The following is a 23,612-nucleotide window of genomic DNA, read 5'->3' on the forward strand; positions in this document are numbered from 1 at the left end:
CCGCTGGAAAGCACTTTGGTCGACATAGGCACTGGAAGGTAAGACTTGCCACTGTCTGTTTTCACTAGACCACCTCAGCAAAAGTCTTCATCTTATACTGATCAGAAGAGTTGCTGGTACCTCCGTAAGCGATATTATTCAAGTGGTCAAGTCCCTTTCGAACAACACAGTTTAATGCTGGGTAAGGTGAAGCGTGTTGGCCAGTACGTATTTCGTAAGCTTCCCAAGGCTTTGTCCACTCTTGTATTTCTTGAATGAATGGCACAGCTATGATAGCATGAACAGAAAGCATGTCTTCTACAATGAAAAGGTCCTCACTATTGAAGCTGATACATATTAACAGATCTCTCTTTATGGAGGAATAGGTGCTCTTGGATTCAATTTTAACGATCACACCATTTGATTGTTTTTCTCCAACAGACCACTTCTTAACTAATTCCTCCCCATATGCCGTTTCTATATGACCAGTATGTTGCCGAGTTGCTATTAAAATAACAACTCGATCAAGTGCTAATTGATACGCTTTATTTATTCCAAAATCAATTGCCTCTCTCAACGCGTCCTTATCATGATAGTCCTGTGGTTGAATGTAAAAATGGTTGTCAGGAATAACTTTCATAAGCCGTGAATTAATTTATTGGTTTCGTGCCCTAACTTTTAGACTGCTCGATAGATAGTCAGTTTCAGGTATGGTGTAAGCTTTCCACCATATGCGTTTGTCGAAGTCTGCCATAGCAATACTGCTTATCTTTTCCGATAGACTTTTTTACCCTTGCTATTGTAGTGATATACCCCGCCACGAGACCCCATATGAGTAGGGAAATACGATGAGTTTGATGTAGGAGGACTGCTACCGTTTGATGCCCCTTTACTTGCCATCAAGAAGAGCCACACTCCTAACACTATCAGTAAGATGAAGAAGGCTAACATCTTATTGCTGAGATATATTTTCGGTTAATAGGGCCAACGTCTTGCGATACTCGACAGCCTCCGCTTCATGTAAAAATTCAATGGCTCCGTGGTTCGCCCGCACCGCATCCGCGATTTCCTGTAGGGTTACTTTGAAGAACTCCTTCCGCTCATTGATGCGGTTTAAACGCCGATGATGAAACAGTCGGTGCAATGTGTTTTCCAACTTGGGGGCATCCTCGCAGTAGATGACAGCGTGCACATCAAATTGAAATGGAACAGACGCATCACCAAGCTCCTTTACTCGGTCAAGCGGGTCAAGTCGGCGGGTCATGCCAATTTTATATACGTCTTCACCAAAAGAGCCAATGTTCGAAATCACATAGACGTGACCGCACCGCGTCAATTGGGCTTGTGAGATGGCACGCGCTTTTACTTGTTGGGCAATCTCCAGTTTGGACTGGAGTTCTAGAATCTGGGCGAGCAGCTTCTCCTGCTTTTCCCCAGTAGCCTGTTCTACTTCTCGCTGTGCTTTCTTCAACGCGTCAGCATACCGCTTCTCCTCTTTTTCAGCATCAAGGCGCGCCTTCTCAAGCTCCCGTTGTGCTAACTCCTCTTCCCGCATTTGCTCCCGTATCTGCCGCTGTAGTTCTTTCTCAGCTTGTACCTTTTCCTGGTACTCGTGGCAGAGATATAGCTCTTGTAGACGTAACTCCAAGTAACCGCGCGCAATGGTACATTGTTGAATTTCAACCATTTTGTTGATCGCATCGAACGCCTTGCGGATGCGCGTTTCCATTACGACAATGTTGCTGTATTTAACCTTTGAAATGGCTGCATCACACTCTCCGTTAAAGGCGCGTAGTGTCAAGCGAAGCGTTTGATTGATTTGCTTACGACCTTCGACTTTACTGCCATTCACGGTCCATTCAATCGAGCAAGTGGCGGCCTTCTTATCGGAGATCATCTTCTTCTGCTTGCCGTAGATATCGTTCAGCTTCTGCTGATAGTGTGCTGACGTAGCGAAGTCATACCGCGGCTTATAGAGGCCGAATGAGCGTAATTCTGCCGACTCTTCTAGTGATTCAAACTCCGCATGTAGTTCATTTACTTGTACTTTCAAGATGCCCAAATCTTTCTGCTGCTGTTGGTATTCCTGAGCGAGTTGAGCTGTTTGGGCTTCTACGCGTTGCTTTTCGGCATCAACGTCTACAATAGGGCGAAAGCGGTCCGTTAACGCGACATGTTCCTTTTGCAGGGTAGCGTGTGCAGACTTTATAGCACCCAGACGACGGAAGAGAAGAAAAACCCCTGCGGCAAGTGCGGCGCAGAGTAAAGCGAGTATGGATAGCGTTGACATAGTAACATATAAAAAACGCCTGCACCTCAGAGCGTGAGATACAGGCGTTCGGATTGTTTAGCCTTTGTTTTTGACTAAAATGACATCAATAATGGTTAGACACCGCTGACTATCTAGCTCTAAAGCTTGCTGTAAATGCTCCAATACAGATTGTTCCGCTCGGCCTACCATACCGTCCGCAGCGGCAAAGTCTACACATGTAGCGAATAGCGTTTCGCGCAACTCAACTGGGATTTGGGGAGCAGCCTGCGTGACGGCTTCCAGCACATTGCCTAATGCAATGACCTTTGGAGCGATACGGCGATAGATACTTACTATATCATACCCTCGGAAAAACGCCTTCTGTTGACTGACTGCAACAAGTGCATTGATTTCTTCATCATCAACATTGCCATCGGCCGACATACAGGCATAAAGGATAGCGAAAAAGGCGTCACGCGAATCGGTGAACGGGTTGGTTTGAGCAGCATTGCTGCTGAAGACTTTGTCGAAAAGCCCCATAGGATAAAAATATGAATGGTGAAAAATGAAACACGTGCAATAGAATAGAGGTGTACGAGGATAGAACGTGGCATAAAGCCAGTAGAGCGGGGTGCTATACTATTAAATCAAATGAGATTTTACAATACAGAGGAGTTGAAGCAGTACTTTCATTGAGCTCGGTAATAGCTTGTTCTACAGTATAGAGGGCGAAATGCTTGTTAAAACAAAGTTGGATTTGCGTACTCCTGTTGTCGTATGTTCTACCGTTAGCTCAACAACAGTACCGTAGCACAACTGTCCAACATGTAATTCTTGGATTGCACCTAGAAGTGAATTTGGGTATGAGGCTATTATTCTATTGCGTTCCTCAGTCTTTAATTCAACTACTCCTTTTAGACTTAGGCTAATGGCAGTGCCTGTAAATTCAAATGTTTTGGGGGCTAGTTCTTGAATTTGTCCTAATGCAGAACTAATACTCACTAAGCGTGCGGTATTAGCTTGCCAACGGTACATAGTATCCTGAGGAGAATCCCAGCTCATTTCTACTTCTAATCCAGAATCGGTAATGCTTCGTAAAAACTTCTGTATAGCTACTACTGACGCATGACCGATATTCGATACGCGGTCTAATATCTCAGTAGGTTCGTCCACTTCTAGTATGTTAAAAGAACGTTCTAAAGCGTCAGCCAACAAGCTATTACCGAACAAATCTGGGTTCGTTTGCCCTGTTATAAATAATCTCGTTGATCCTGGTGCTAGCTTAGCTAATCGCAAATCTAACTTGGCTTTGACCTCATCCATCAAACCTCTTTTAGCGGTTTGAAGGCCAGTTAAGGCGTATTTCGATACTTGATGTAAACTTTCTGCCAGCGTAGCAGAAACTTTAGACAAAATCTCGAGGGGTAAGCTGCCATTAACAGCTTGTCGACCAATTAACCTTACCTCAATAATCTCTTTTTCCCTGTTCTTCTGTAATACAATCAGATCTGCTGTTATCTCTTGCACCCGATTGCGAGCTTGTGCAGCCGCTTGTTGGAAGAATGAGTTATTAGGTTGTTCTGAAAGTAGAAGTTCGTGCTCTTGAGCTTGAGCTTGAGCAGATTCTCTTAACTCCTGTAAGTAGGTAATATTTGTCATGGCAACTTAGAGGAGTAATTTGAAAATCCCTTTTTCAGATCCGTCATGATTCGTACTGAAAAGTCGAGTCCATCTATCGTGCTCAGTGATATTATTTCTGTCTATGTAGTACACATCACATTCGTAACGTAAGCGTACTCTTTCTCGCTCATTCACTAATACATTAAGTACATTTTGTTGTTCTATAGTTAGGCCTAATATTTCTCGAAAAGATAGAACAACCACAAGATCTATATCATCAGGTTCCACACATCTAGTTGTGAAGGAGCCATCTAACCAAATTTCCATCTGTAGCCCCGTTCTTCTTAAGTCCGCTAGGTAGGACTCTAGACGACGTGTCAAATAGATGCGCTTTGATTGGGCTCGCTCATCGAAAGGCTCGACAAAGTAGGTCCATAGATCAGCTTGACTTATACTATGGAAGCCACTAGGGGAAATAGGCGTCCAGGATGTCTTCATAGACGGATAATATATTTTGTATAAAAATTGAAATATCGCAATTGGTTAGTCCTCTGCTGGATAGTACACTCCCTCTCCTACTTTCCAAAGGCAGCTTACCTCGTCGAGCGTTACTTTTATCTTCTCTCCTGCGGCATCGCTAGATAGTTCTAACACGCTATCCTGGTTACTGGTAATACGCTTCAGTAACAGCAGCTCACTCTTCAAGATGATCGCGTGTACGCCGTGTGCGTGGGCCCAACTGCTTTCTGCTACCGGTCGGATAATAAACCGCGCCCGCTCCGGGTAACGTGGGGCCATGCTGTTGCCCCTAATTTCTAGGATAGCAGCGTCCTGGTAGTCGTGGCCGGAAACGGGGAGGATAGGCGCTGTGGGAAAAGAAGAGGTTTGACAGTGCTGAGCGAAGGAAGAAAAGTCGGTGTGAGTAATAAGAGGAAGTTCAATTGATGTTACATCGACTGTCTGTTTTTCCGTCAAGAAGGCTGGTCCATTAGCGGGATCCAATAGTGTATGTACATCTACACGTAGGGCTTTGGCTATCTTATGTAAAATAGTAATTGACGGCTTCGCTACACCTGACTCGTAAGCACTAATAGCTTGCTTAGTCACTCCTACTTCGTTAGCTATCACAGCTTGGGAGAAGCCAGAACGTTTTCTCAGCAATTTTATTTGTTCGCCTAAAGGGCTGTTGTTTGCTTCCTTTCGCACTCTTATAGTTGTCTGTGACAAATATTATTTGTCTAACGACAAAAAAAATGACAACTCACTATTGACAAATAGCGTTTGACCTACTACATTTGAATTGTCAATCAAAGACAATCAAAAGCAACGCAAAGTAGATTTTATAAGTCAAAAGTCAACCAATGATGGAAGCGCAAGAGCAGAAAAAACTAGCCGATCTATTGCCCAGGGGTGCTATGCAGCGAATTGCTGATCAACTCGGCATCAGGAAGCAGGCGGTTAGCGCTGCTATTAAGAAAAGCAAGCCAGGCCATCCAGCAGTTGTTGAAGCAATGCGTATTGCCCGCGAAACAGGAGCATTGGAAACGGCTAAGGATTTAGCTAGTCTAAGCGTGTAATGAGTCAGCCTGTAATAGTCTGATTGACAAAATAAAAGGGGCTACCCGCGCCAACGAGTAACCCCTTTCTAAACCAAGTCTTTCAACTCAGTTCACTTCACCACAAACGTAATGAAAAATCAGTTTGCGACAGCAAGCGCGCCAACGCTTGCCCCGACTTTCCGTGTCCAAACGGTCACGTTGTATTTAGGGATTTCCCTGCTCCGGGTACACCTAAGCGAACTCCTACGGGACAGCGTCTTTGCCGAAGACGAGCGCCTCCGGGCTAATGATTCCATCTACCAGACAGAGGATATTAGTCGCTTGCAAGCGTGGCAGCGCAACGTCGAGCGCGTCCTTCACGAACGTCAATTAGCCCAAGCCGTTGCAAATCGTGAACAGCATGGCCGCACCAGCGACTACGCTGGGGAATTGCGCGCTAGCTTAGCGGAAGATGCTTTCCTGGCTGAAACCGGTCTATCCTACGCCGACGTCCTAAGCCTGTAGCGTGATGGATACGTCAACCACGCCCCAGACCCTGCGCTGCGCCCTGCTGGCCGCGCAGGCCGAAGAAGACGCCCTGGAAGGGCTGCTCACGACTCCCGTACTGGAAGTAACGCTACGCGTCGGCACGGAGTCCTTCACCGTGCCCGTTACTCCTACCGTGGGCAGTGCCGTCGTGCACGAACTCTTACTGGCCGCCATTGCGCGGCGGCAACAAGCGGCCCACTATGAGCGCCAATCGCGCCTCACGGTACGCACCCGCCCTCTGCTTTCTGCTCCCATCCTCTGATCTTATTGCTATGAAACACAATCCGTTTACCCGACGGGCCCAGGGCTCGTCGACTGCTATCCCCATGCCGGTTGCGCCGGCCCAGTATCTAGAGCCCGGTCTTCCTTTCGTGGGGGAGTTGCTCTGGCCAACCCGGCGCCACGCCGAGCTAAACCGTCTGGTGTGCTACACGATCAGCTCGGACTGCATGGCCCCCTATTTCCCGGCTGGGACGACCATTGCCCTGCAACCCGTGCGGCGGGCGGCACAACTCATCATCGGGCGCGTGTACCTGTGGCAAATCGTGAGTCCTAGTTTCACTAACGTGGTCTTAGGACGCCTGAGTGAGCGGCGGCATGGCCTTCTGCGGTTACGTCAAGAAGCCGATCCCATAGGACATCCCTCTGCCTGCTGCCCCCTGTGGTGGTCCCAGCCGGGCTTCGCGCTCTACTGCGTGACGCACTACGTGAGTCTGCCAACCGACCCGGCACCGGTAGTACCCTTAGCACCTGTGCCCGCTGATTCGCCGGTAGATGAACGGCGCGAACGCCTACTATTTCAAGGGAATATCGAAGTGACCCTGCGGCAAAGCTTCGCCCCAGACTTTACGGCGATGGTAACGCCCTGGGCTACGAAACTGATCTGGCAGATCATTCGCGCCAGCAGCCGCCAAGAATTACAAGCTGCCGAAGCTAAAGTCGATGCCATCATCGGCCGCTACCTGCTTGCCCAAGTTAAAGAACTACTGCAGAAAGGAGGACCACAACGATGAACCATCACGTAATGGGTAAACTGCCGTTCGTGGCATCCACCATGAAGCTAAAGCTCTGGCTAAAGCTGCATAAGATAAACAAAGCCGGCAAAGCCCCGCTGAGTTTACGCGTGACCATCCAGGGCAAGCGGGCAGAGCTAAGCGCTGATCTTCGCCTGTTTCCGGACGAGTGGGATCAACTCAGCGAAAAGATCCTCCCTACCCGGCGTAGCCAGGCTGTTGTAGACAAAGACAACGATCTGCTGGAAGAGTTCAAAGCCGACGCCCGGCAGGCCCGGCAAGCGCTAATCAAGCAGGAGCGCACGGCATCCAACGTAGTGCGTGAACTACGCGGGGAATCGCCCGCCGCCGCCGCCAAATACTGTTTGCTGGCGGCGACCAACCAGATCTTGGCGACGCACTACGCGACGGCCAATCAATGTACGCTCCAGCCTTTTCGGCGAGCGGCTGCGCTGCTTCGGCAGTGGCACGGCAACGGTCCCTTATCCGCTTTCGCGTTTACGGAGGAGAAACGGGATGAGTTTGCGCACTGGCTGCTACGCCGCGTAGCGCCTTCTTCCGCCAGAACCTACCTCTCGGCCTTAACGGCGATGTGGAACCGCAGTAAAGCCTGGCCGCATACCAACCGTACTTTCCACCCATTTGCGGGACTGCGGTTGCCGCGGCACCGAGGACGCCCCCGTACAGTGCTGACCAAAGAGCAGTTACGCACGCTACAGGAAGCACCCCTCTCACCCCAGCACTCGTTGGCGCGGGATGTGTATATGAGCTGCTTCTACCTGCACGGCTCGCGCATTTCCGTTGTCATGCAATTGCGTTGGCAAGACGTGAATTTCGCTATGGGGTACGTGTGCTACCAAGCCATGAAAGGCGGCCCGCGCAAAGAAGTGCCCATCAGCACGGAGCTGCGAACCATTCTGCAGCGGTATTATACCGCGCAGGCACGGCCGAGCGAACTAGTCTTTCCCCTGCTCCCAGCGGCATTCTTTTCGTTGTCCCCCGCGGAGCGTCACGTGCAAAACCGCGCCGCGAACGTGCGGATCCTGCGGAGGCTGTACACGTTGTGTAAGCAGTTAGGACTTCCCGAGCACGTGCATCCGCACACGGCCCGGCATACCATGGCGGTGCTAACCGTAGAGGCCAACAAAGGAGATATTCGGGCGGCACAGCATGTGCTGGGACACTCGACCTACCGGCAAACGGAGCGATATGTGCGTCCCATGATGCCGAAGGGGGTAGAGTCCGCTGCCTCGGTGGTATATGACTCCATTATGCGTCCGCCGGTGACATTCCCAGCACAGGACTCTGCACTACGAGGAGCGTCTTGCAAGCAGGCTCAAATAGAGGAAATGGGGCGCGTCATTCAATTCCCGATTCCCACGTCTTGGAACATTCAGCAAGGAGGGCAATTACAATGAGCACGATTCTGTTAACTACCTACAAACTCCGCCTGCTGGTGTGGCGGCGCACGACGCGGCCCGACGAGCGAGGCTGTACAATGCTAAGCCTGCGCCTGACGGTGCGCGGGGATCGGGCCGAGCTCCAGACCGGCCTACTGGTGCCCGCGGCCTACTGGTCGAAGAGCAGCAAAGAAATCCGGTTGCCCGCGGATAAAAAACTGCGCCACCCGCACTTTACGGCGGAGTGGGTAGCCGAAGCAAACGCAGAGCTGGCGGCTTTAAAAGGCCGGGCGCGGGAATGTTACTACGCCTTGCCAGTTGAGCAGCGCACGGCCAAGGCAGTGCAGGTGCTATTGCGGGGCGGTACCCCTACGGCGTCAGCACAGCGCGAAACCCCTTCCTTGTTAGCACTAGGCGAACTGTTCTATAACTGGGCCACGGGTGTCACGAGTGACCGGGAAGCGTCCACGCTGCGCAACTACCGCTCGCGCTTACGCGCCATCGAACGCTTCCTCGTGGAGGGCGAAAGGAACAGGCACCTGAACGCCGTTGATGTGACGATGCCACTGGCCCGCCGCTTCGAGCGCTGGTGCCTGGAGGATGGCAGATTTGGCCCGGCCGCCATGCGCAAGCAAGTGAACATGCTGCAAATGGTTATTGCCCACGGAGCCGCCGAAGGATTGATTCCGGCCAACTCGCTCTATGGCTACAAGTATCAGTCCGCCACGCCTGTGATCGTGCCGAAGTATTTGCCGGAAGCCGAAGTGCAGCGCCTGCAAGTGGCCCGCTTCGCCGAGCCCTGCTACTACAAGGTTGCGGATGCGTTTCTGTTCTGCTGTTACACGGGCTTATCGTGGGTGGACTACGGGCTGTTCGACCCCGTGCAGCACCTGCAAACCGATGAACAGGGGGCCGTCTGGCTGCACATGGTGCGCCAGAAGATGCGCAAGCGCAACCCCGAAGGGTTTTGGGTTCCGATCCTACCCGAAGCACAAGAGTTATTGACCCGCTACCGGGGCCAGGATGGGGTGGTGCGCCTGCCGAAGCTGCACAACACTTACGCCAATCGGCTTCTTAAGCAGATCACGGCGGCGTTGCACTTGTCGTTGCCTCTTACCTGTAAGCTAGCGCGGGCCACGTTTGCCCAGCGCATGTGTGACCGAGGCGTGGCCCGGCATATCGTTGCGGCCATGATGGGCAACACGGAACGGGTCGTGCAGGCACGCTACAGCCGGGATCGACTCACCAGCATCGCCGCGGAGGTGCGCAGCAAGTTGGGTAGTGGTGCCCCGGTGGATGTGAACGTATTGCGCGGACAACGACCCGTGCAGGAAATGGGGCGCGTCATTCAATTTCGCTTTGGTGCATGATGCACTCTAGCTATCAACTGCTTTCCCTGAGTATGATTCTGTCATACTCAGGGAAATAGAGACTAACTTTAAAACATACCCACTGACATAATGGAAGAGCAATTTACGGGCGCTTTAGCAGACGCCAGACGGTATTTCCCAGAGTTACTCAGCCCTTTCTCTGCTCCAGATAATTTGCCTGCTTCGACAGATAGGCAAGTCGTGCTCACGTTTGCTAGAACATTAGCCTTATGGGCATCAGATCATCTAGGTCAGCGCTTAGTACTAGAAGATTTTGACAAAGGCTACGACCGTGTACCGGAGAAAGAAGCCTATGTAGATGCTTGTGAACGGATGCTAAACAAGGTGCGAATCTATTCGGAGGGGCATTATCCGCAGCCTAATCTATTTCCTGATGCACCCCTTTATCCGGGTGGACCACTGCGTCCAATGGAGGAAGTATGGCGAGACGTGCGTTCTTCGGTTTGGCGTTTTCGTGAGTGGGTTCGCTGGCGTCGTTATACTCCTATTGAGCAACTACTTGAAGTACTTACAACTGTTCAAATTCGTAAACAAGGTGAATTTCCGGGTGAATATACAGTTCACGTTAAACCAGTGGGGGGAGACGACCTATGGTTCAAAGCCCTAGTGAGATCCTTCAGACGTGCGGCAATTCACGCGGCACCTCATGAACTTGCTATCCCTTTCGATACGCTACGTGCAATAAAAGAACTCGACCTAAGCAGAGTAATTAGAGTTGAAGAGCTGCACGATCAGCAAAAGTGTTCATTAAGTACGTTGCTCTCCGATTATCCGATGTTGCATTTAAAAGGATTGGAAGAAGAGCACGTAATCAGTGAGCAGGTCGCGGAAGATTTTTGGATCAATCTATTGCATGAATTAATCAACCGAATCACCTGGGGATATGAGGCTTATAATGTGGTTGCTACAAAATTAGATAAGCCTCAAGCAGATAATCCATTAGTAACCGAGCAGAATATTAAAAAGTGGGTGCGTACTGGGCGCTTAAAAGAGAAGAACACTACAGGAACTGATGATAAAATAGTCATTCCTGATCCTTGGTCAGGAATTCTACTTAATGATTATACGGTTGATGATCTTGATAAACTACTGTTTGATACTGAATTATTAGTTGATATAAACAATCGAACGCTTGCGCCCGAAGCGAAAGGCAGTAGTGTCTGGGTAGGTATAGCTGAAGGATTGTCTACTCGCAAAAGACTCGATTTCACAAATAGATCAAAGGTCTACCGAGCTTTAATTAGGAGGTATGGCAAAGAAATATGTAGCAAAAGCACAATGGAGCATGGCTATAAGCCAACTGATGCTAAAGCATCAGCTTATGCTGCTACTGTTCAAGCACGAGTAGCCAGTTTGTGAATATTTGCGGATTTGCAAATTTTTTACAATCTGCAAATCCGCAAATAACTACACTTCAGGCCTTATTCTTTTGTGGTGCTTAGTCGGTTCATGTCCCCGACTAGCAAAGCACTTCCATGGCTACCGTCATAACATCAGGCGTTGACTATGCACGTTTCTTTGATGATTTACGTGCTGTTATCCGTCAAGAGATTAAACAGGCTCGGTTGATTGAAACGAGTGAAGAATTGCTCGTTAAAAACTCGGAAGGTTCTGTCAGAATAGGAGATAAGCATGAAGGAAGTAAGGAGGTAGCACATGACTAGCTCCACCAAGACAACCGTTATACCTTTCTCTTTCGCGGGGGTACCCATTCGTCAGGATGAGCAAGGCCGGGTAAGCTTGACGGATGAATGGAAGGCAGCAGGCAGTCCGAAGAAGAAAAAACCAACGGATTGGTTTGCCCGCGAATCCACCCAGGAACTGGTCGATATGGCCAAGAGTCTAATTACCCCAAAAATGGGGCAATTAGAATTAGTGGTCTCCACGACAGGACGTTACGGTGGTACGTACGCCTATCGTACGCTGGCGCTAGCCTACGCGAAGTGGCTTTCTCCTGAACTCCACTTAGCCGTCAACCAAGTCTTCTTCGAACGCCAGGAAGAAGAACGCAACCCCGATCTCATCCTCGACCGGGCCGAAGCGACCTACCGCCGCCGTGGCTTCACGGACGGACAGATACAAGCTCGCTTCCTGGGTAAGGCGACCCGCAACCGCCTCACCTCCACGCTGGCCGCCCACGGCGTCCACAAGCAGGGCTACCGGCTCTGCACCAACGCCACTTACATCCCTTTATGGGGTGGCCCGGCCTCGCTCATTCGGCAGCGCAAACAGCTACCCGAGAAAGCGAACACCCGCGAGCATATGAGCGAGAAAGAGTTGGTCGGCCTGCACCTGGCAGAGCTACTAGCCTCAGAAAGCATTGAGCAAAAGAATGTGCGCGGCAACCAGGCCTGCGCGCAAGAGTGTGCCCGGGCGGCGCAGTCCGTGGCCCAGATGATCGTGCAGCACCAGCGCGGGTAAGCGTCCCAACCTGGTCTGGTAAACCACTGAGGGAAACACCGCTTGCGGTTCGAATCCCCTCTCTCTGCAAAGAGCAAAAGAAAATGGGCACCCCGCATTCGGGCACCCACCTTCCACCAATCACCACTTTATAGCTCTACAAACACCATGCAAACTATTCTAGACCAATTCCAGCAAGTTGACACGAATGCCAACGCATCCTCGGCCAACTTTCACGTCCGCTCTATTGAACGCTTACAACGCGCCTACACTGCCTTGTTATCGGAGTACGATACTATTTGGCAGGCAGAAGCCGAAGGTATCGTGGAAATCACCTTGCGCAGCCGCACGCAAACCCTGACCGTGCCGGTGGGGCAACGCCTTAGCTCCGCGATTGCCATGCAGTTGAGTGAGGTACTAGACGACCAACTCCATGCCCTGCAGCAGCGCATTATCCGCGAGCACGAAGACTTACTCAAGGAAGGCGACGCTGGTGACGAAGTAAAGCTTTTGGAACTGCTGCTCACTCCCGTGGATGCGCAGGGTATGCCGGTACAGGAGTCGTCAACGCAGGACCAAGCGGCCTAGCCTTAAAAAAGAAGCGGCACCCTGGCCGGGGTGCCGCTTCAAAAGGAAATCATTCGTAGCGACCACAAAGGAAATGAAAATTTCGGAGCAATCAGCGCAGCAACCCCCTGAGTACGCGCCTCTTTCGGTAGCGGAGCCCAGCGAAGACGAGCAGTACCGCCAGCACGTAGCTTCTTTGTTCACAGCGCCCTTCCTAACAGGCGACGCGCTGCTGGAAAACCTGTCAAAATACTGGCCAGGAGACGCGCACGAGAACTTAATCGCCCTCGTAGCCGCCGGATACGTCGAAGTCGCGCCTACGGGCCGCTATCGGCTTCCCTTGCCCACTTGGGCTCCCCGTGTCCCGGCACAGGACGATTCAACCACCTTGTCGGTGCTTCCCCCAGTCGTAGCGTCACCTGTGCAGCCGGCACCCGCGGTGCGTCTGTCCGTGCCCACTCAGCCGAGCACGGTACCCACGCCCGTCCTCCCCACTGCCCCCAAGTTCAAGCCCCTGCGGCTGGCCGTTCCCGGCCGCGCTGCTTAACCCTCCCCTGCCATGGAACCAGTCCTGCCCATACGCGAACACCTAAACCAACTCACCGTGCTGCCCAGCGCCGCTCGAGTTATCCTGATCGAGATCTGCGAGATGGTCGAGAACGGCAAGAAAGGCACCTTCTTCGGCGGTAACGAGTACCTCGCTCAGAAAGCCTGCTGCCATCCCGTCTCCGTCTCCAAGCACCTGCGCCTCCTCAAAAAAGCGGGCCTCTTGACCGAGTATTTGGAGAACGGTAACTCAGCCAAACGCACCCTAACACCTTGCCCCGAACTGGTCGAAGCCTACACTTCGGGGGACCTTTCGGGGGTTAGCGGGATGCTAACCCAGGCTAAGCAGGATGCTAACCCCACCCTTAGCAGGGGGCTAAGCCAGGCTAAGCAGGGTGCTAACCATACTTTAGTTACTCTAGAAAATACTCTAGGGAATACAGTTCTAGAGAACCCTAACGTGGCGCTTTCGACGTCGGCTCACGCCGACCACGCACCGGGGATTTTGGCTTTGGAACAGGAACTAGCCCAGCTCAAAATGGAGTTGGCCAAAGCCCAGGAACGGCTCACCAAAGCCACCGAGGTCTATCACACCCAGCAGCAGGAGTTGGAGACCGTTCGCCAAGAACTGAGCGCCACCCACGAGCAACTGGCAATTACCCAAGCCGAGAACGAGACCTGGCGCACCCAACTGGCGAAACGGGAAAAGCGCGCCAAGCGCCAGCCCGCCCCGTTCGCGGAACAGATGCCCTTGCTAGCGGACTGGTACCCCGACCAGCGGGCGCAACTCCCGGCCGAAGAGCAGCAAACCCTCGAAAACTTCTACGCCTGGGCCAAGGACCGGCACCTGCCCCACGTGTTCAGCCGCAACCTGACGCCGCGCAAAGTGCTGGCCCTGGCGAAGACCTTCGGCCGGGAATTGCTGAAAACGACGCTGCTGGAGATGGAAAACTCCTCCTCGTTCGACGACAAGAAGTCCGCCGACCTGACGGCCGAGACGTGGCTCAAACGCGAAGTACAGCGGCAGGAGCAGCGCGAACAGCTCGCCGAGGAGCGCCGCTACGCCCACGTGAACACCACCTACACCGCCGGCTACAACGCCTACGCCCGCCGCAACTAGCCCGATGAACTACGAAATTGTCCGCGGCAGCCTCACCCACCGGGGCACCGTGCAGCCCAAAGCCGAGATCACGCTGACGCCCACCAGCGAGGAGTTCTACCTCTCCCTGTTCGGCTTCGACAACACCATCTACGAACACCTACACCTCACCCACACCGTCTCGGATTTTGCTGGGAGCTACTACGCCGAATTCCTGTACTTCGACCTGGACCGCGACGGGGATCTGCTGGGTAGTCTGGCATCGGCGCAAGACCTGGTCAAGCGCCTCTACCAGCGTTTTCAGCTCTCCCCCAAGCAGCTCTACCTCTCCTTCTCGGGCAGCAAGGGCTTTCACATCGGCCTGCACCAGAGCCTGTTCGGTGGGTTTGCCCCCTCTCCCCACCTGCCCCAACAGGTGCAAGTACTAGCGGCTAGGCTACTGGCTGAGTGTCACGGGATAACCCTGGCTGAGCTGCAAACGCAAGCAGCCGAGGCCAAGAAAGCGGGCGGCAACTTCGCCGACGCCGACCTAGGCATCTACAACCCCAACCGCCTGTTCCGGGTGATTAACTCCCTGAACAAGAAAAGCGGCCGCTACAAAGTGGGCCTGACCAGCGAGGAACTGCTGACCCTACCGCTCACCGAAATCGAAAAGCTCGCCGCGGCTCCCCGTACGGACTACAAGCCCGAAGCCAAGCTGACTGCCCAAGTCGCCATTCCTGAACTGGCGGCCCTGTGGGAGTACGCTCGCACCTTCGACGTAGCGGCGTTCACCAAGAGCACCACTGGCAAGACCGGCACGATCGACCGGGACTTCTTCACCCCGCCCACGACGGGCAACCGCAACAACGAGTTGTTCAAGCAGGCCTGCCACCTGTTCGACCACTCCGACTTGTACGAAACCCACGTGCTGCAACTGGTCTCGCTGATCAACGACGCCAGCGGCGTGCCTCTCCCCGACGACGAGGTGAGAACGCTGGTCAAATCCGCCTTCAAGCGCACCCAGCAAGGCAAAGCCCAGGCAAAAGCGTCGGTACTTACTCCCCAACCCGCCGACGGGGTGGAAATCTGGAGCGATTGGACGGAAGAGTGGCTGGAGTACTACACCCAGGCGCCCTCGCCCATGACGTGTCTACTGCCGGAAATCGACGAGGACCAGGAGCACAACCTGAAAGGCAAGCTCGCGGTGTTCATCGGCTCGGGTGGTACGCGCAAGAGCTACTTTCTGCAAAACGTGATTGCGCAGAACGTCTTGGGCTACGGGCAACGGGTCCTGTACTCGTCCATGGAGATGGGCAAGCCCGAAACGGTCAACCGCTTCCTGGACATGTACTTTGAGCCCGAAGACGGACTCGCCGCCAGCAAACGCCTACAGGGCTACGCGAGGCAAAGCAAGGACGAGACCCGCGAACTGCTCCGCGAAGGCTCGCTGGCCATCGGGGATCAACTCATTCTCACCAGCACGGGGGGTAAAACTACGCAGGACTACGAGCGTGACATCCAGAGTACCATTCGCCTGTACGGTTCCTTGGATATTCTCGCCATCGACGGTCTGTCGGCGATGGGCGGCAAAGCCAAGGACGAAACGGAGCGCTTCAACCTGATCACGCTGGAATTGAAAGAGCTGGCCAAGCGCTACAACCTGTTCATCATGCTGATCTGCCACACCACCAAAGCCTGCGCCGCTCACACCCGCGACGCGAGGCCGTTCGTCAGGGGTTCGGAGAAAATCCTCGATAACTCCGACTTCTCCATCAGCTTCGCCAACATCATCGACGCAATCCGAAGCACGCCCGAGAACATTCAGTACACCAGTCATTTGGCCCACATCAAGTACTACAACAAGCGGGGTTCGGGCAAGATGCTCAACCAGTTACTGCAATTCGACGGGCTGCGCAAGTCCTTCTCGGCCTCCCACGCTCCCCTACTCGAGTACCCCGACTACGACACGTTCGTGCGCGAGCACAACCGGCAAGCTCGTAAGGCCGATGCCAAAGAAAAGGCCAAGGACAACGACCTCTTCTAAGCCATTCAACTCCCGCTAGGTGGTCCACGGGTGTGGACCACTTCCCCAAGGTATAACCAGGTTGGGTACACCCCACCTCCTCACTCACTCTACTCCCCTACTCCTATGCGCTACCATATCCTGCAACGCCTTGACGCCGAAGACAATTTGGCCCTGCTATTCAACGCCTACATGAAGCCCCTGTTCCTATACGAACAGACGGTGCTGCCCCGCGAGAGCATGCGCGAATTCCGCAACCTACTCAACTCCGCCGCCGGTCTGTCGCCTACCGAAGAAGCCGCGCAGCGCCTGCAATGGGCACCACCCCGCCTCTACCAGCTGTGCGTGCTGGACAACTCGCTCACGGACCTCTACAAACACATCCACTGGGCCCTGGGCGCGCTCACCAAGTTCTTCGCCGAGTACGAGGGGGACTTGAAACGGTACGCCATCGACACCCGCCTGAAAGTCCTCGACGAGTTCGGCAGCGACGACGAAACCGACTGGGAAGAAACGGGTACCCTGGACGAGGAAGGAGAACCCGAGTGGAAAGTCACCTACAAAGACGACGAGCAGAGTCTAGAGCGCTACAGCCTGCACAACGACCTGGCCCAGCACTTCGCCGCAGAGGGCACCATGGGCGAGCGCATTGGTACGAGCAAGGCCGGGGACTTTGCCTACTTCTCCGATGTTGTCGCTCGCGCCACTTCGTTCAACCCGCTCAAGATGCTACGCGACTTCACGGGCAAAGAATTACCCCTCTACCACCCCAATGACGAAGGGCAGATGATCCCTGAATCACTGGGCGAGGAAGTAGAACGAGAACTCAACGAAGACCTGCGCAACGAATCCGTCGTCAAGTACTTCCGCCTCGTGCTGGAGGAGGCGCAGAAAACCGCCGCCCACTTCCACGCAGCTACCACAACCGAAGACTTCCGGCGGCTACTCACCCAGTTGGAGCAGCTGCGCGACGTGTGCTTTTTCTAACCACCCTGGTCTTACCCCTTCCCCTACCATGTCTTCCGATATCCTCCACCCCCTCCCAGCCGACGACCGGCTGGCCCAACTCTTCAACTTGTACCTGAAAGGCCTGTCCACCATCGAAATCATCTTCACGCCCCGCGAAACCATGCGCGAGTGCCGCCAGGCCTTCGACACGAATCAATCGACGCCCGGCTCAAAGCACTCCATGGCCCGCCAAGCCAAGGTGTTCTACGAGTTGACCGTCCTCAACAACGCCTTACGCGGCATTCACCGCAGCGTCGTGGGCGCCGTGGCCTTGCTGGACGACTTCTTCACCACCTACCAGGGCGATTTACAGCACTACGCCGTGCAAAACCGCCTCCGTAGTCTGGAAAAATACGGCAGTGACGAGGACGACGATTGGCAGGAAACCGGTGAACTCGACGAGGAAGGTAATCCGCAGTGGCAGGCCGTCTACAAGGACGATCCGGCAAGTTTGACCTACTACACCCTGCACCACGAACTCGGCGCTTTCTTCCACGGCCACGAGACCCGGGGGGAGTACATCGGCACCAGCGGCCCCGAAGATTTTGCCGCCTATACCCAGGCCGTGGCCACGCAAACCGACGTGAGCCTGCGCAAGATGCTGGGCCGCTCCCCAGGCAGCACGGAACTCACAGTATACCAGCAAGGAGAGAATGGAGAGATGCAACCGCTCTCCTTGGCTGATCAGATCGAAGATGAACTCAACGAGGACATCGAGAATGCCCGCTTGGCGGACACCTTCAACAGTGTGCTTACGCTGGGCGTCGGCGCGGCCCAACTCTACGAGCGCCTGCCCGCGGATCGCGTCGACGACTACCGCACCCTGCTCGGGATGCTGCGCCTGATGCTGGACGTTGTGCGCCCCAACACCTAACGAACTCTATCATCCCTTAAGACGACTTCCATGAGCAAGATTCAGCATTTTGAAACCGTGAACACGCACTTGCACGTGCGCATGCAGTACTTTATCAACCGCTTGCTGCGCGCCGAGCAGTACGAGTTTACGCCCGAGTCCTTTGATTACTACACGAAGACCGTCGGCCAGGCCACCATCATGCAAGCCGAAATCGAAGACCACCGCGACAGCCTAGCGCACATCGAAGCCGCCTGCCAGCACGGGTTGGCTGGCACCATCCCCGAAGGCTATGAGGAAGACGGGTACGAGTTTACCAAAGACCCGGAAACGCCGGAACTCCCCTACGACCCCTACACCGACATGCTGGGCTACCTGCACGGGGGAGGCAACATCAGCTGCCTGACGCTGAGCCCGGCCCTACTACGCTTTATTGAACTGCTGCCCGACGTTGCGGCTGAACGCGCCGAGCGGGACGCCACAGGGCAGGACGGCGTACTGCTCTACGTCAACGACGACGGCAGCACCCGGCCCATGACCCAGCGGGAGCTACGTCGGCAGGGCAACCGGGCCGTGCTGGAAGCCGCAGAAGAAGCGCTCTTTGCGACGGCCTACGCGGCTGACATGCAGCAAGTGAAGACGCTGGCCGAGCAGCGCGGGGACTTGCAGCAGATCCTGGACTTGCTCTGATGGAGGCCAGCCTTCAGCGCATCACTAGCACGCGCTGCCCGCACGGAGCCAGTAAGTGGCCGCACTACCAGCCGAAGAGCGCGACCAAAAGCACCGCACCGTAGAAGGCGCAAATAAGAATAGCCCGTTGAATAGACCAGCTCTCAAACAACTCCTTGTACCTGTCTTCCATGAGACAAGGTTATAGCTTATTTATTGCTGGAAACTAGGTATTTACAAGTGAATGTCCATGCGGCTTATACGGCATTTTTACTAGGTATTTACGTCAGGAGCGCCATCTGACGAACGGTCGAACAATGCCACCCGCTCAGCCAGCATTCCAGCAGCAACAGCACCAGGCCGACGAACAGAAACCCTGTCTGTACCCTAACCAAACGTTGTGGTCCCAACCACTGCACTAGATAACGGAATGCGCTCATAGCCGCTTCATACGAAGCTGAGTAAGCAATAGACAGCAACGTATTGATTTTCACGTAAAAACCATATTCAACCTCCTACTACCTCGCACCTCAAGGCCAATCGGAAGAGTAGTCCCCCATCGCCAGGATATTGCTCCCAGCTCGTAGCACGTCACGCTTCCGGCGGTGGGTTATTAACCACTACTGCTGCTGCCAAGCAGACAGCGATTGCCACCACTGGTCCCACTGCTGCAGGTAGGTGGCATCGTCGCTTGTGCCGCGGAGTGGCTCGAGGGGCTGATCCATACGCTGTGCTTTACCCACCAGATACGCTTTAGGGCTTCGGGGCTTTTACGAAAATGAGCGTGCTCACGGTCTGAGAAAATTCCGGATCCGTGCGGCCATGGTTGCTGAGCGTGCTTTGCAGCACATACCCTTGGGCGTAGAGCTTGGCCAGCTCGCGCTGGTAGCTAACGGCAGTCTGACCCGCTGCCTTATCGCGAAAGCCGGTATCGAATTCTATGTGCTCCGCCTCCGCTGCCCCGCGTGCGATGTACAGGTTGACCGAGCCGCGGCTTTCGACGATACGCACCACGACAAGCGCTGGATCCTCTGCCGCCTGCACCGGTGCGCTACCCAGCACCAGCAAGCAGCCCACAAGAAAGAATAGCTTTTTCATGGGGGTAAGATAAGTGCCTTCTGCATCAAACGTCCCCTACTCCATTCACTTCTTTTTTCATGACTACTACCCCTACGACCATGACAAAAATCAGAGCCTTCTACATGCTCAAGCAGCACCTGGAAGAGCAACTCACTGCGCAGGTAAAAGCCTACTCCTCGCCTGCCCCGCTGGAAGAACCTGCCAAGCAGCACCTCATCCAGCAAGTGGGTCTGCACACGCTGCTGGCCCACGAAGTACAACAGCACCTACTACGCCTGCACTACCTGCTGGAAGCCTGCCACTACGCCGAAACCGGCACGCAGCCACCCACCTACGACGAACTCCTGCCCTACGACCCTTACCAGGCCATGCACGCCTGCCTAACGGGCGAAACCACCGGCGTGGCCAGCCACCCCCTGAGTGCAGAGCTACAGACCTACGTAGATCAGTTACCGCCTATCACCTGTGACTCCATACTATCCCAGGGTGGGTGGTGCTCAATGCCGGAACACACAGAGGGTGCCTTCGCCTGCGGACAAGCGCAGTTAGGTAAGCTAGCGGACTACCCCCAGCACCTGCAACACCTGCACGAGCTGATCGCACAACGCGCCGAGCTGGCGCAGATCAGAAGCCTACTGTAACCCCGCCGCACGTAGCCGTTTACTTGAGGTTCAGCAGGGGAAAACGTTGCAGGTGAGCCCGTTTTCCCCCGCAACCGGGCATAGGCAGTTTTGCGCACATGGCAAAACTGCATGCTTCACACCTTCTCCCCGCGTGCGCGACGGCTTGGTCTCCTTCCTCCGGTGAAAAGAGCGACGCCACCGCGTACATCCTGGAGCGCCGGGTACAAAAGCAGTACCGGGCGCTCCTCTTCGACGGCCTGGCCGACCTGTTCGACCGCCCCGCCACGGACGCGTTGGACTACTTGCTGGAAACAGCCTTCCCCGCCTACTTCCAACGCCCGCAGCGGGACCGGTGCCAAATCCTGTGGCAAGCCGAAGAGCGGGTGCAGTACGACATCCCGGAAATCATCAGCCGCTTACCGCAGGCGGAGCTCGAACGTCTGAAGGCCCTGCTCGACGCCGGTGATCTGTTGGGCGTCGTCCACTACGTCTGGTATGAGCTCCGTCCCCAACTGCGCCGGCTCGACCCCACGCCCCGCACCCAGCAGACGCGCGCCCCGCATCCCACTGCGAGCCTGAGTACACCAACACCACCGCGCGAGCAACCAGCCGGCGCTGCTACGCTGGCCACCTTGCCTGCCGCTCCAGCGCCGCTACCTGCTACCATCCCCTGCGCGACGTGCGCTGCCGCTTCCCTCCAAGCAGCCCCGCCCCCGGTGGTGACGCCCGCCCGCCTACCGACCCTCTCGCTCCACCACCTGCGCGTCAAGCGCGCCCAGGAGCGCAAACGCCTGCATCGCAAACGCCGCTAAGCCCCTCGTCTTTCCACCCGCTCTATGGATACTCCCAATTCTTCTACTCCGACTGGCCGCCCCTCCACGTATTCGCTGGCTTTAGCGGAAACGCTGTGTGCATACCTGGTGGATGGGAAAACCCTCCGCTGGATCTGTGAGCAGCCCGGCATGCCTGCCAAGGGGACGATTCTCCGCTGGGCCAGAGACAACGCAAGCTTTCGAGACCAATACACGCTCGCGCGCGAGATCGGGGACGAGCTGCTGGCCGAAGAGCTGCTGGAAATCGCTGACGACGGGACTAATGATTACATGACCATCACGAAAGGCGACGCGACCTACAACGTGGAGAACCGGGAGGTAACCAATCGCTCCAGAATGCGCATTGATGCCCGCAAGTGGCTGCTCAGCAAACGGCTGCCCAAAAAGTACGGCGATAAAGTAGACGTCACCAGCGGGGGCGAGAAGATCAGTAGTGGCCCGCGAGTCTTCCAGATTTTGCCCGCCAGCCAGCGCCCACCAGCGGATGAGCCCGAAGAGGCGGATGAGGAGCCTACCGTATGAGTGTCGTCGAAGCCTGCGCCCCACCCCGGTACCTGAACGACGCGTACCTGCCGCTGCTGGAGAACCAAAGTCGCTACCTGGTGCTACGGGGGGGAGGGGGTTCGGGTAAGTCCGTGTTTGCCGCCCAGAAGCTGGCCATGCGCCTGACGGGGGAAACCAACCACCGTCTGCTAGTCGTGCGCAAAGTCAAAGACACGCTCCGCCAATCCGTGTACGAGCAGCTCTTGGACGTGCTGCGCAGCTGGGAGATGATGGACGACATCACCTACACCACCTCGCCGCTGAGCATCAAGTGCGCTACCACGAATTCGGAAATTCTGTTCGCCGGCGTGGACGACCCCGAGAAGCTCAAGTCCATCACCCGCATCACCTCCATCTGGATCGAAGAAGCCACGGAGCTGGAGTTGGAAGACTTCACCCAGCTCGATATTCGTCTGCGGGGGAAGGCCAACTACTACAAGCAGTTTATCATCACCTTCAACCCCGTGGACGAAGGGCACTGGCTCAAAAAGCGCTTCTTCGACACCCCCGACCCGCGGGCGACGACCTTACTCACGACGTTTCAGGACAACTACTTTCTGCCTGAGGAAGACCAGCAAACCCTGTTCTCGCTTGCAGCGGTCAATCCGAACTACCACCGCATCTACGTGCTCAACGAGTGGGGTCGGCTGGAAACCGGCAATGAGTTCTATACCAATTTCCAGCGCAGCAAGTTCGTGCGGCCTACCCCCTACCTGCCGGGACTACCCATCTTTCAGAGCTGGGATGCCAATGCCCACCCCTACTGCGCCATGCTGTGCGCGCAGCTCGAACACTTACCCCAGGGCCGGCTGCGGGTGCGCGTGTTCCGGGAGTACACGATTCCCGCGCCCAACTCCGGGGTGCGGCCCACGGCCCGCATGTTCCTGCGGGACTGGCAGGCCCACTGGTCCTCGTCCGACGTGTTCTACACCGGGGACGCGAGCATGCAAAACAGAAAACCCGGCGAAGGCAATCAAACCCTCAAGAAAGACATCGAGAGCGAGCTACTGCCCTGCAGCAACGGCGGGTCGGACCGCTGGCTCAAGCAGAACCCGAACGTGCTGCGCCGGCGCGACTGGGTAAACGCCCTGTTTGGGGGCTACTACCCCGACCTCGAACTCTGGCTCGACGAGGAGTGCCTAGAGACGATTACCGACCTGGAACTGACCCAGCTCGGGCTGGACGGTAAGCTCAAGGAGCGCAAGCTCGACAAGCAAAAAGGCCTGTCCTACGAAGTCAGGGGCCATTGCTCGGACAGTTTTGACTACCTGCTAGCCACGCTCTTTCCTACCTATCTACAAGCCTTTCTGCGCCGCGGCCTGCCCGCCTAACCTCTACTGTCAACAACCTCTTACTCCTGTTTTCTCTTCTGCTATGCCGACCGTCCGCTTTCCCGTCGAAGGAACCGATGCCGAAAAACTAACCGCCCTGTGCGCGCTGGCCATCCAGCAACAAGGCCATATCAATCTACTGACGGTCCTGGTAACGGACCTCTACGCCCGCGCCAACGGCTGCGCGGCGGAAATAGCGGGACCCCTGGTGGATGAATTGCTCCCGCGACACATCACCCAGGCAGCTGATGACTTCCGCTGCTACGTGCTGGGCCACCAGATCAACCAGGTGCAAGACGAGCAGGACGCCTAGC

At 54.9% G+C, this 23,612-nt stretch carries 28 protein-coding genes; 21 read left to right on the forward strand and 7 right to left on the reverse strand.

Going from position 1 to position 23,612, the window contains the following annotated elements; translation table 11 throughout:
* Positions 1-64: 64 nt before the first annotated feature.
* The 6 genes from J4D97_RS21260 to J4D97_RS21280 form a co-directional block, all read right to left on the reverse strand.
* Complete coding sequence (locus J4D97_RS21260; protein ID WP_208309333.1) at positions 65-619, reverse strand: hypothetical protein; 555 nt, start codon at positions 617-619, stop codon at positions 65-67.
* Positions 620-931: 312 nt separating this feature from the next.
* The gene (locus J4D97_RS21265; protein ID WP_208309334.1) at positions 932-2,269 is read right to left on the reverse strand and encodes a DUF4041 domain-containing protein; all 1,338 of its coding nucleotides are present in this window, start codon (positions 2,267-2,269) and stop codon (positions 932-934) included.
* A gap of 57 nt (positions 2,270-2,326) precedes the next feature.
* Complete coding sequence (locus J4D97_RS21270) at positions 2,327-2,770, reverse strand: tellurite resistance TerB family protein (RefSeq protein WP_208309335.1); 444 nt, start codon at positions 2,768-2,770, stop codon at positions 2,327-2,329.
* 174 nt (positions 2,771-2,944) lie between these two features.
* Positions 2,945-3,889, reverse strand: a complete 945-nt coding sequence (locus J4D97_RS21275; RefSeq protein ID WP_208309336.1) for a hypothetical protein — start codon at positions 3,887-3,889, stop codon at positions 2,945-2,947.
* 6 nt (positions 3,890-3,895) lie between these two features.
* Positions 3,896-4,348: a DUF6932 family protein gene (locus tag J4D97_RS24055; protein WP_432207224.1), complete on the reverse strand. Its 453-nt coding sequence runs from the start codon at positions 4,346-4,348 to the stop codon at positions 3,896-3,898.
* Positions 4,349-4,393: 45 nt separating this feature from the next.
* On the reverse strand, positions 4,394-5,056 hold the full coding sequence (locus J4D97_RS21280) for an XRE family transcriptional regulator (RefSeq protein WP_347879376.1): 663 nt from the start codon (positions 5,054-5,056) through the stop codon (positions 4,394-4,396).
* Between the two features lie 155 nt (positions 5,057-5,211).
* On the opposite strand from J4D97_RS21280, the gene J4D97_RS21285 reads away from it, so the two are divergent.
* The 16 genes from J4D97_RS21285 (at position 5,212) to J4D97_RS21360 (ending at position 18,909) form a co-directional block, all read left to right on the forward strand.
* On the forward strand, positions 5,212-5,427 hold the full coding sequence (locus J4D97_RS21285) for a hypothetical protein (protein ID WP_208309338.1): 216 nt from the start codon (positions 5,212-5,214) through the stop codon (positions 5,425-5,427).
* 111 nt (positions 5,428-5,538) lie between these two features.
* Complete coding sequence (locus tag J4D97_RS21290; protein ID WP_208309339.1) at positions 5,539-5,913, forward strand: hypothetical protein; 375 nt, start codon at positions 5,539-5,541, stop codon at positions 5,911-5,913.
* Positions 5,914-5,917: 4 nt separating this feature from the next.
* A complete protein-coding gene (locus J4D97_RS21295) occupies positions 5,918-6,199 on the forward strand; it encodes a hypothetical protein (protein ID WP_208309340.1) in 282 nt (93 codons plus the stop codon).
* A 10-nt stretch (positions 6,200-6,209) separates the two neighbouring features.
* Entirely contained in the window at positions 6,210-6,950 is a 741-nt protein-coding gene (locus tag J4D97_RS21300) for a hypothetical protein (RefSeq protein WP_208309341.1), read from the forward strand.
* An 11-nt stretch (positions 6,951-6,961) separates the two neighbouring features.
* Positions 6,962-8,368 carry a tyrosine-type recombinase/integrase gene (locus tag J4D97_RS21305; RefSeq protein WP_208309342.1) on the forward strand — a complete coding sequence of 469 codons (1,407 nt, stop codon included), beginning with the start codon at positions 6,962-6,964 and terminating at the stop codon, positions 8,366-8,368.
* Positions 8,365-9,720: a phage integrase SAM-like domain-containing protein gene (locus tag J4D97_RS21310; RefSeq protein ID WP_208309343.1), complete on the forward strand. Its 1,356-nt coding sequence runs from the start codon at positions 8,365-8,367 to the stop codon at positions 9,718-9,720. Before J4D97_RS21305 ends, J4D97_RS21310 begins: the two co-directional genes overlap by 4 nt.
* 90 nt (positions 9,721-9,810) lie before the next feature.
* On the forward strand, positions 9,811-11,100 hold the full coding sequence (locus tag J4D97_RS21315) for a hypothetical protein (RefSeq protein ID WP_208309344.1): 1,290 nt from the start codon (positions 9,811-9,813) through the stop codon (positions 11,098-11,100).
* 116 nt (positions 11,101-11,216) lie between these two features.
* Complete coding sequence (locus J4D97_RS21320; RefSeq protein ID WP_208309345.1) at positions 11,217-11,405, forward strand: hypothetical protein; 189 nt, start codon at positions 11,217-11,219, stop codon at positions 11,403-11,405.
* Positions 11,398-12,162: a KilA-N domain-containing protein gene (locus tag J4D97_RS21325; protein ID WP_208309346.1), complete on the forward strand. Its 765-nt coding sequence runs from the start codon at positions 11,398-11,400 to the stop codon at positions 12,160-12,162. The genes J4D97_RS21320 and J4D97_RS21325 overlap by 8 nt, the downstream gene beginning before the upstream one ends.
* Positions 12,163-12,309: 147 nt before the next feature.
* Complete coding sequence (locus J4D97_RS21330; protein ID WP_208309347.1) at positions 12,310-12,729, forward strand: hypothetical protein; 420 nt, start codon at positions 12,310-12,312, stop codon at positions 12,727-12,729.
* A gap of 73 nt (positions 12,730-12,802) precedes the next feature.
* Positions 12,803-13,255: a hypothetical protein gene (locus tag J4D97_RS21335; protein ID WP_208309348.1), complete on the forward strand. Its 453-nt coding sequence runs from the start codon at positions 12,803-12,805 to the stop codon at positions 13,253-13,255.
* Between the two features lie 12 nt (positions 13,256-13,267).
* Positions 13,268-14,374: a hypothetical protein gene (locus J4D97_RS21340; RefSeq protein ID WP_208309349.1), complete on the forward strand. Its 1,107-nt coding sequence runs from the start codon at positions 13,268-13,270 to the stop codon at positions 14,372-14,374.
* A gap of 4 nt (positions 14,375-14,378) precedes the next feature.
* Positions 14,379-16,379: a primase C-terminal domain-containing protein gene (locus tag J4D97_RS21345; protein ID WP_208309350.1), complete on the forward strand. Its 2,001-nt coding sequence runs from the start codon at positions 14,379-14,381 to the stop codon at positions 16,377-16,379.
* Positions 16,380-16,484: 105 nt separating this feature from the next.
* Complete coding sequence (locus J4D97_RS21350) at positions 16,485-17,345, forward strand: hypothetical protein (RefSeq protein WP_208309351.1); 861 nt, start codon at positions 16,485-16,487, stop codon at positions 17,343-17,345.
* Positions 17,346-17,373: 28 nt separating this feature from the next.
* Positions 17,374-18,240 (forward strand): hypothetical protein, encoded by an 867-nt coding sequence (locus J4D97_RS21355; RefSeq protein WP_208309352.1) that lies wholly within the window; start codon positions 17,374-17,376, stop codon positions 18,238-18,240.
* Positions 18,241-18,270: 30 nt separating this feature from the next.
* Positions 18,271-18,909: a hypothetical protein gene (locus tag J4D97_RS21360; protein WP_208309353.1), complete on the forward strand. Its 639-nt coding sequence runs from the start codon at positions 18,271-18,273 to the stop codon at positions 18,907-18,909.
* Between the two features lie 732 nt (positions 18,910-19,641).
* On the opposite strand, the gene J4D97_RS21365 is transcribed toward J4D97_RS21360, so the two are convergent.
* A complete protein-coding gene (locus J4D97_RS21365) occupies positions 19,642-19,986 on the reverse strand; it encodes a hypothetical protein (RefSeq protein WP_208309354.1) in 345 nt (114 codons plus the stop codon).
* A gap of 59 nt (positions 19,987-20,045) precedes the next feature.
* Between J4D97_RS21365 and J4D97_RS21370 the strand changes: the two genes are divergently transcribed.
* The 5 genes from J4D97_RS21370 (at position 20,046) to J4D97_RS21390 (ending at position 23,611) form a co-directional block, all read left to right on the forward strand.
* On the forward strand, positions 20,046-20,609 hold the full coding sequence (locus J4D97_RS21370) for a hypothetical protein (RefSeq protein ID WP_208309355.1): 564 nt from the start codon (positions 20,046-20,048) through the stop codon (positions 20,607-20,609).
* A 98-nt stretch (positions 20,610-20,707) separates the two neighbouring features.
* On the forward strand, positions 20,708-21,403 hold the full coding sequence (locus J4D97_RS21375) for a hypothetical protein (RefSeq protein ID WP_208309356.1): 696 nt from the start codon (positions 20,708-20,710) through the stop codon (positions 21,401-21,403).
* A 24-nt stretch (positions 21,404-21,427) separates the two neighbouring features.
* Entirely contained in the window at positions 21,428-21,946 is a 519-nt protein-coding gene (locus tag J4D97_RS21380; protein ID WP_208309357.1) for a hypothetical protein, read from the forward strand.
* Positions 21,943-23,298 carry a PBSX family phage terminase large subunit gene (locus tag J4D97_RS21385; RefSeq protein ID WP_208309358.1) on the forward strand — a complete coding sequence of 452 codons (1,356 nt, stop codon included), beginning with the start codon at positions 21,943-21,945 and terminating at the stop codon, positions 23,296-23,298. Before J4D97_RS21380 ends, J4D97_RS21385 begins: the two co-directional genes overlap by 4 nt.
* A 43-nt stretch (positions 23,299-23,341) precedes the next feature.
* A complete protein-coding gene (locus J4D97_RS21390) occupies positions 23,342-23,611 on the forward strand; it encodes a hypothetical protein (protein WP_208309359.1) in 270 nt (89 codons plus the stop codon).
* Position 23,612: the final 1 nt, after the last annotated feature.

The organism is Hymenobacter defluvii (assembly GCF_017589435.1).
In the GTDB taxonomy this organism is placed as follows: domain Bacteria; phylum Bacteroidota; class Bacteroidia; order Cytophagales; family Hymenobacteraceae; genus Hymenobacter; species Hymenobacter profundi.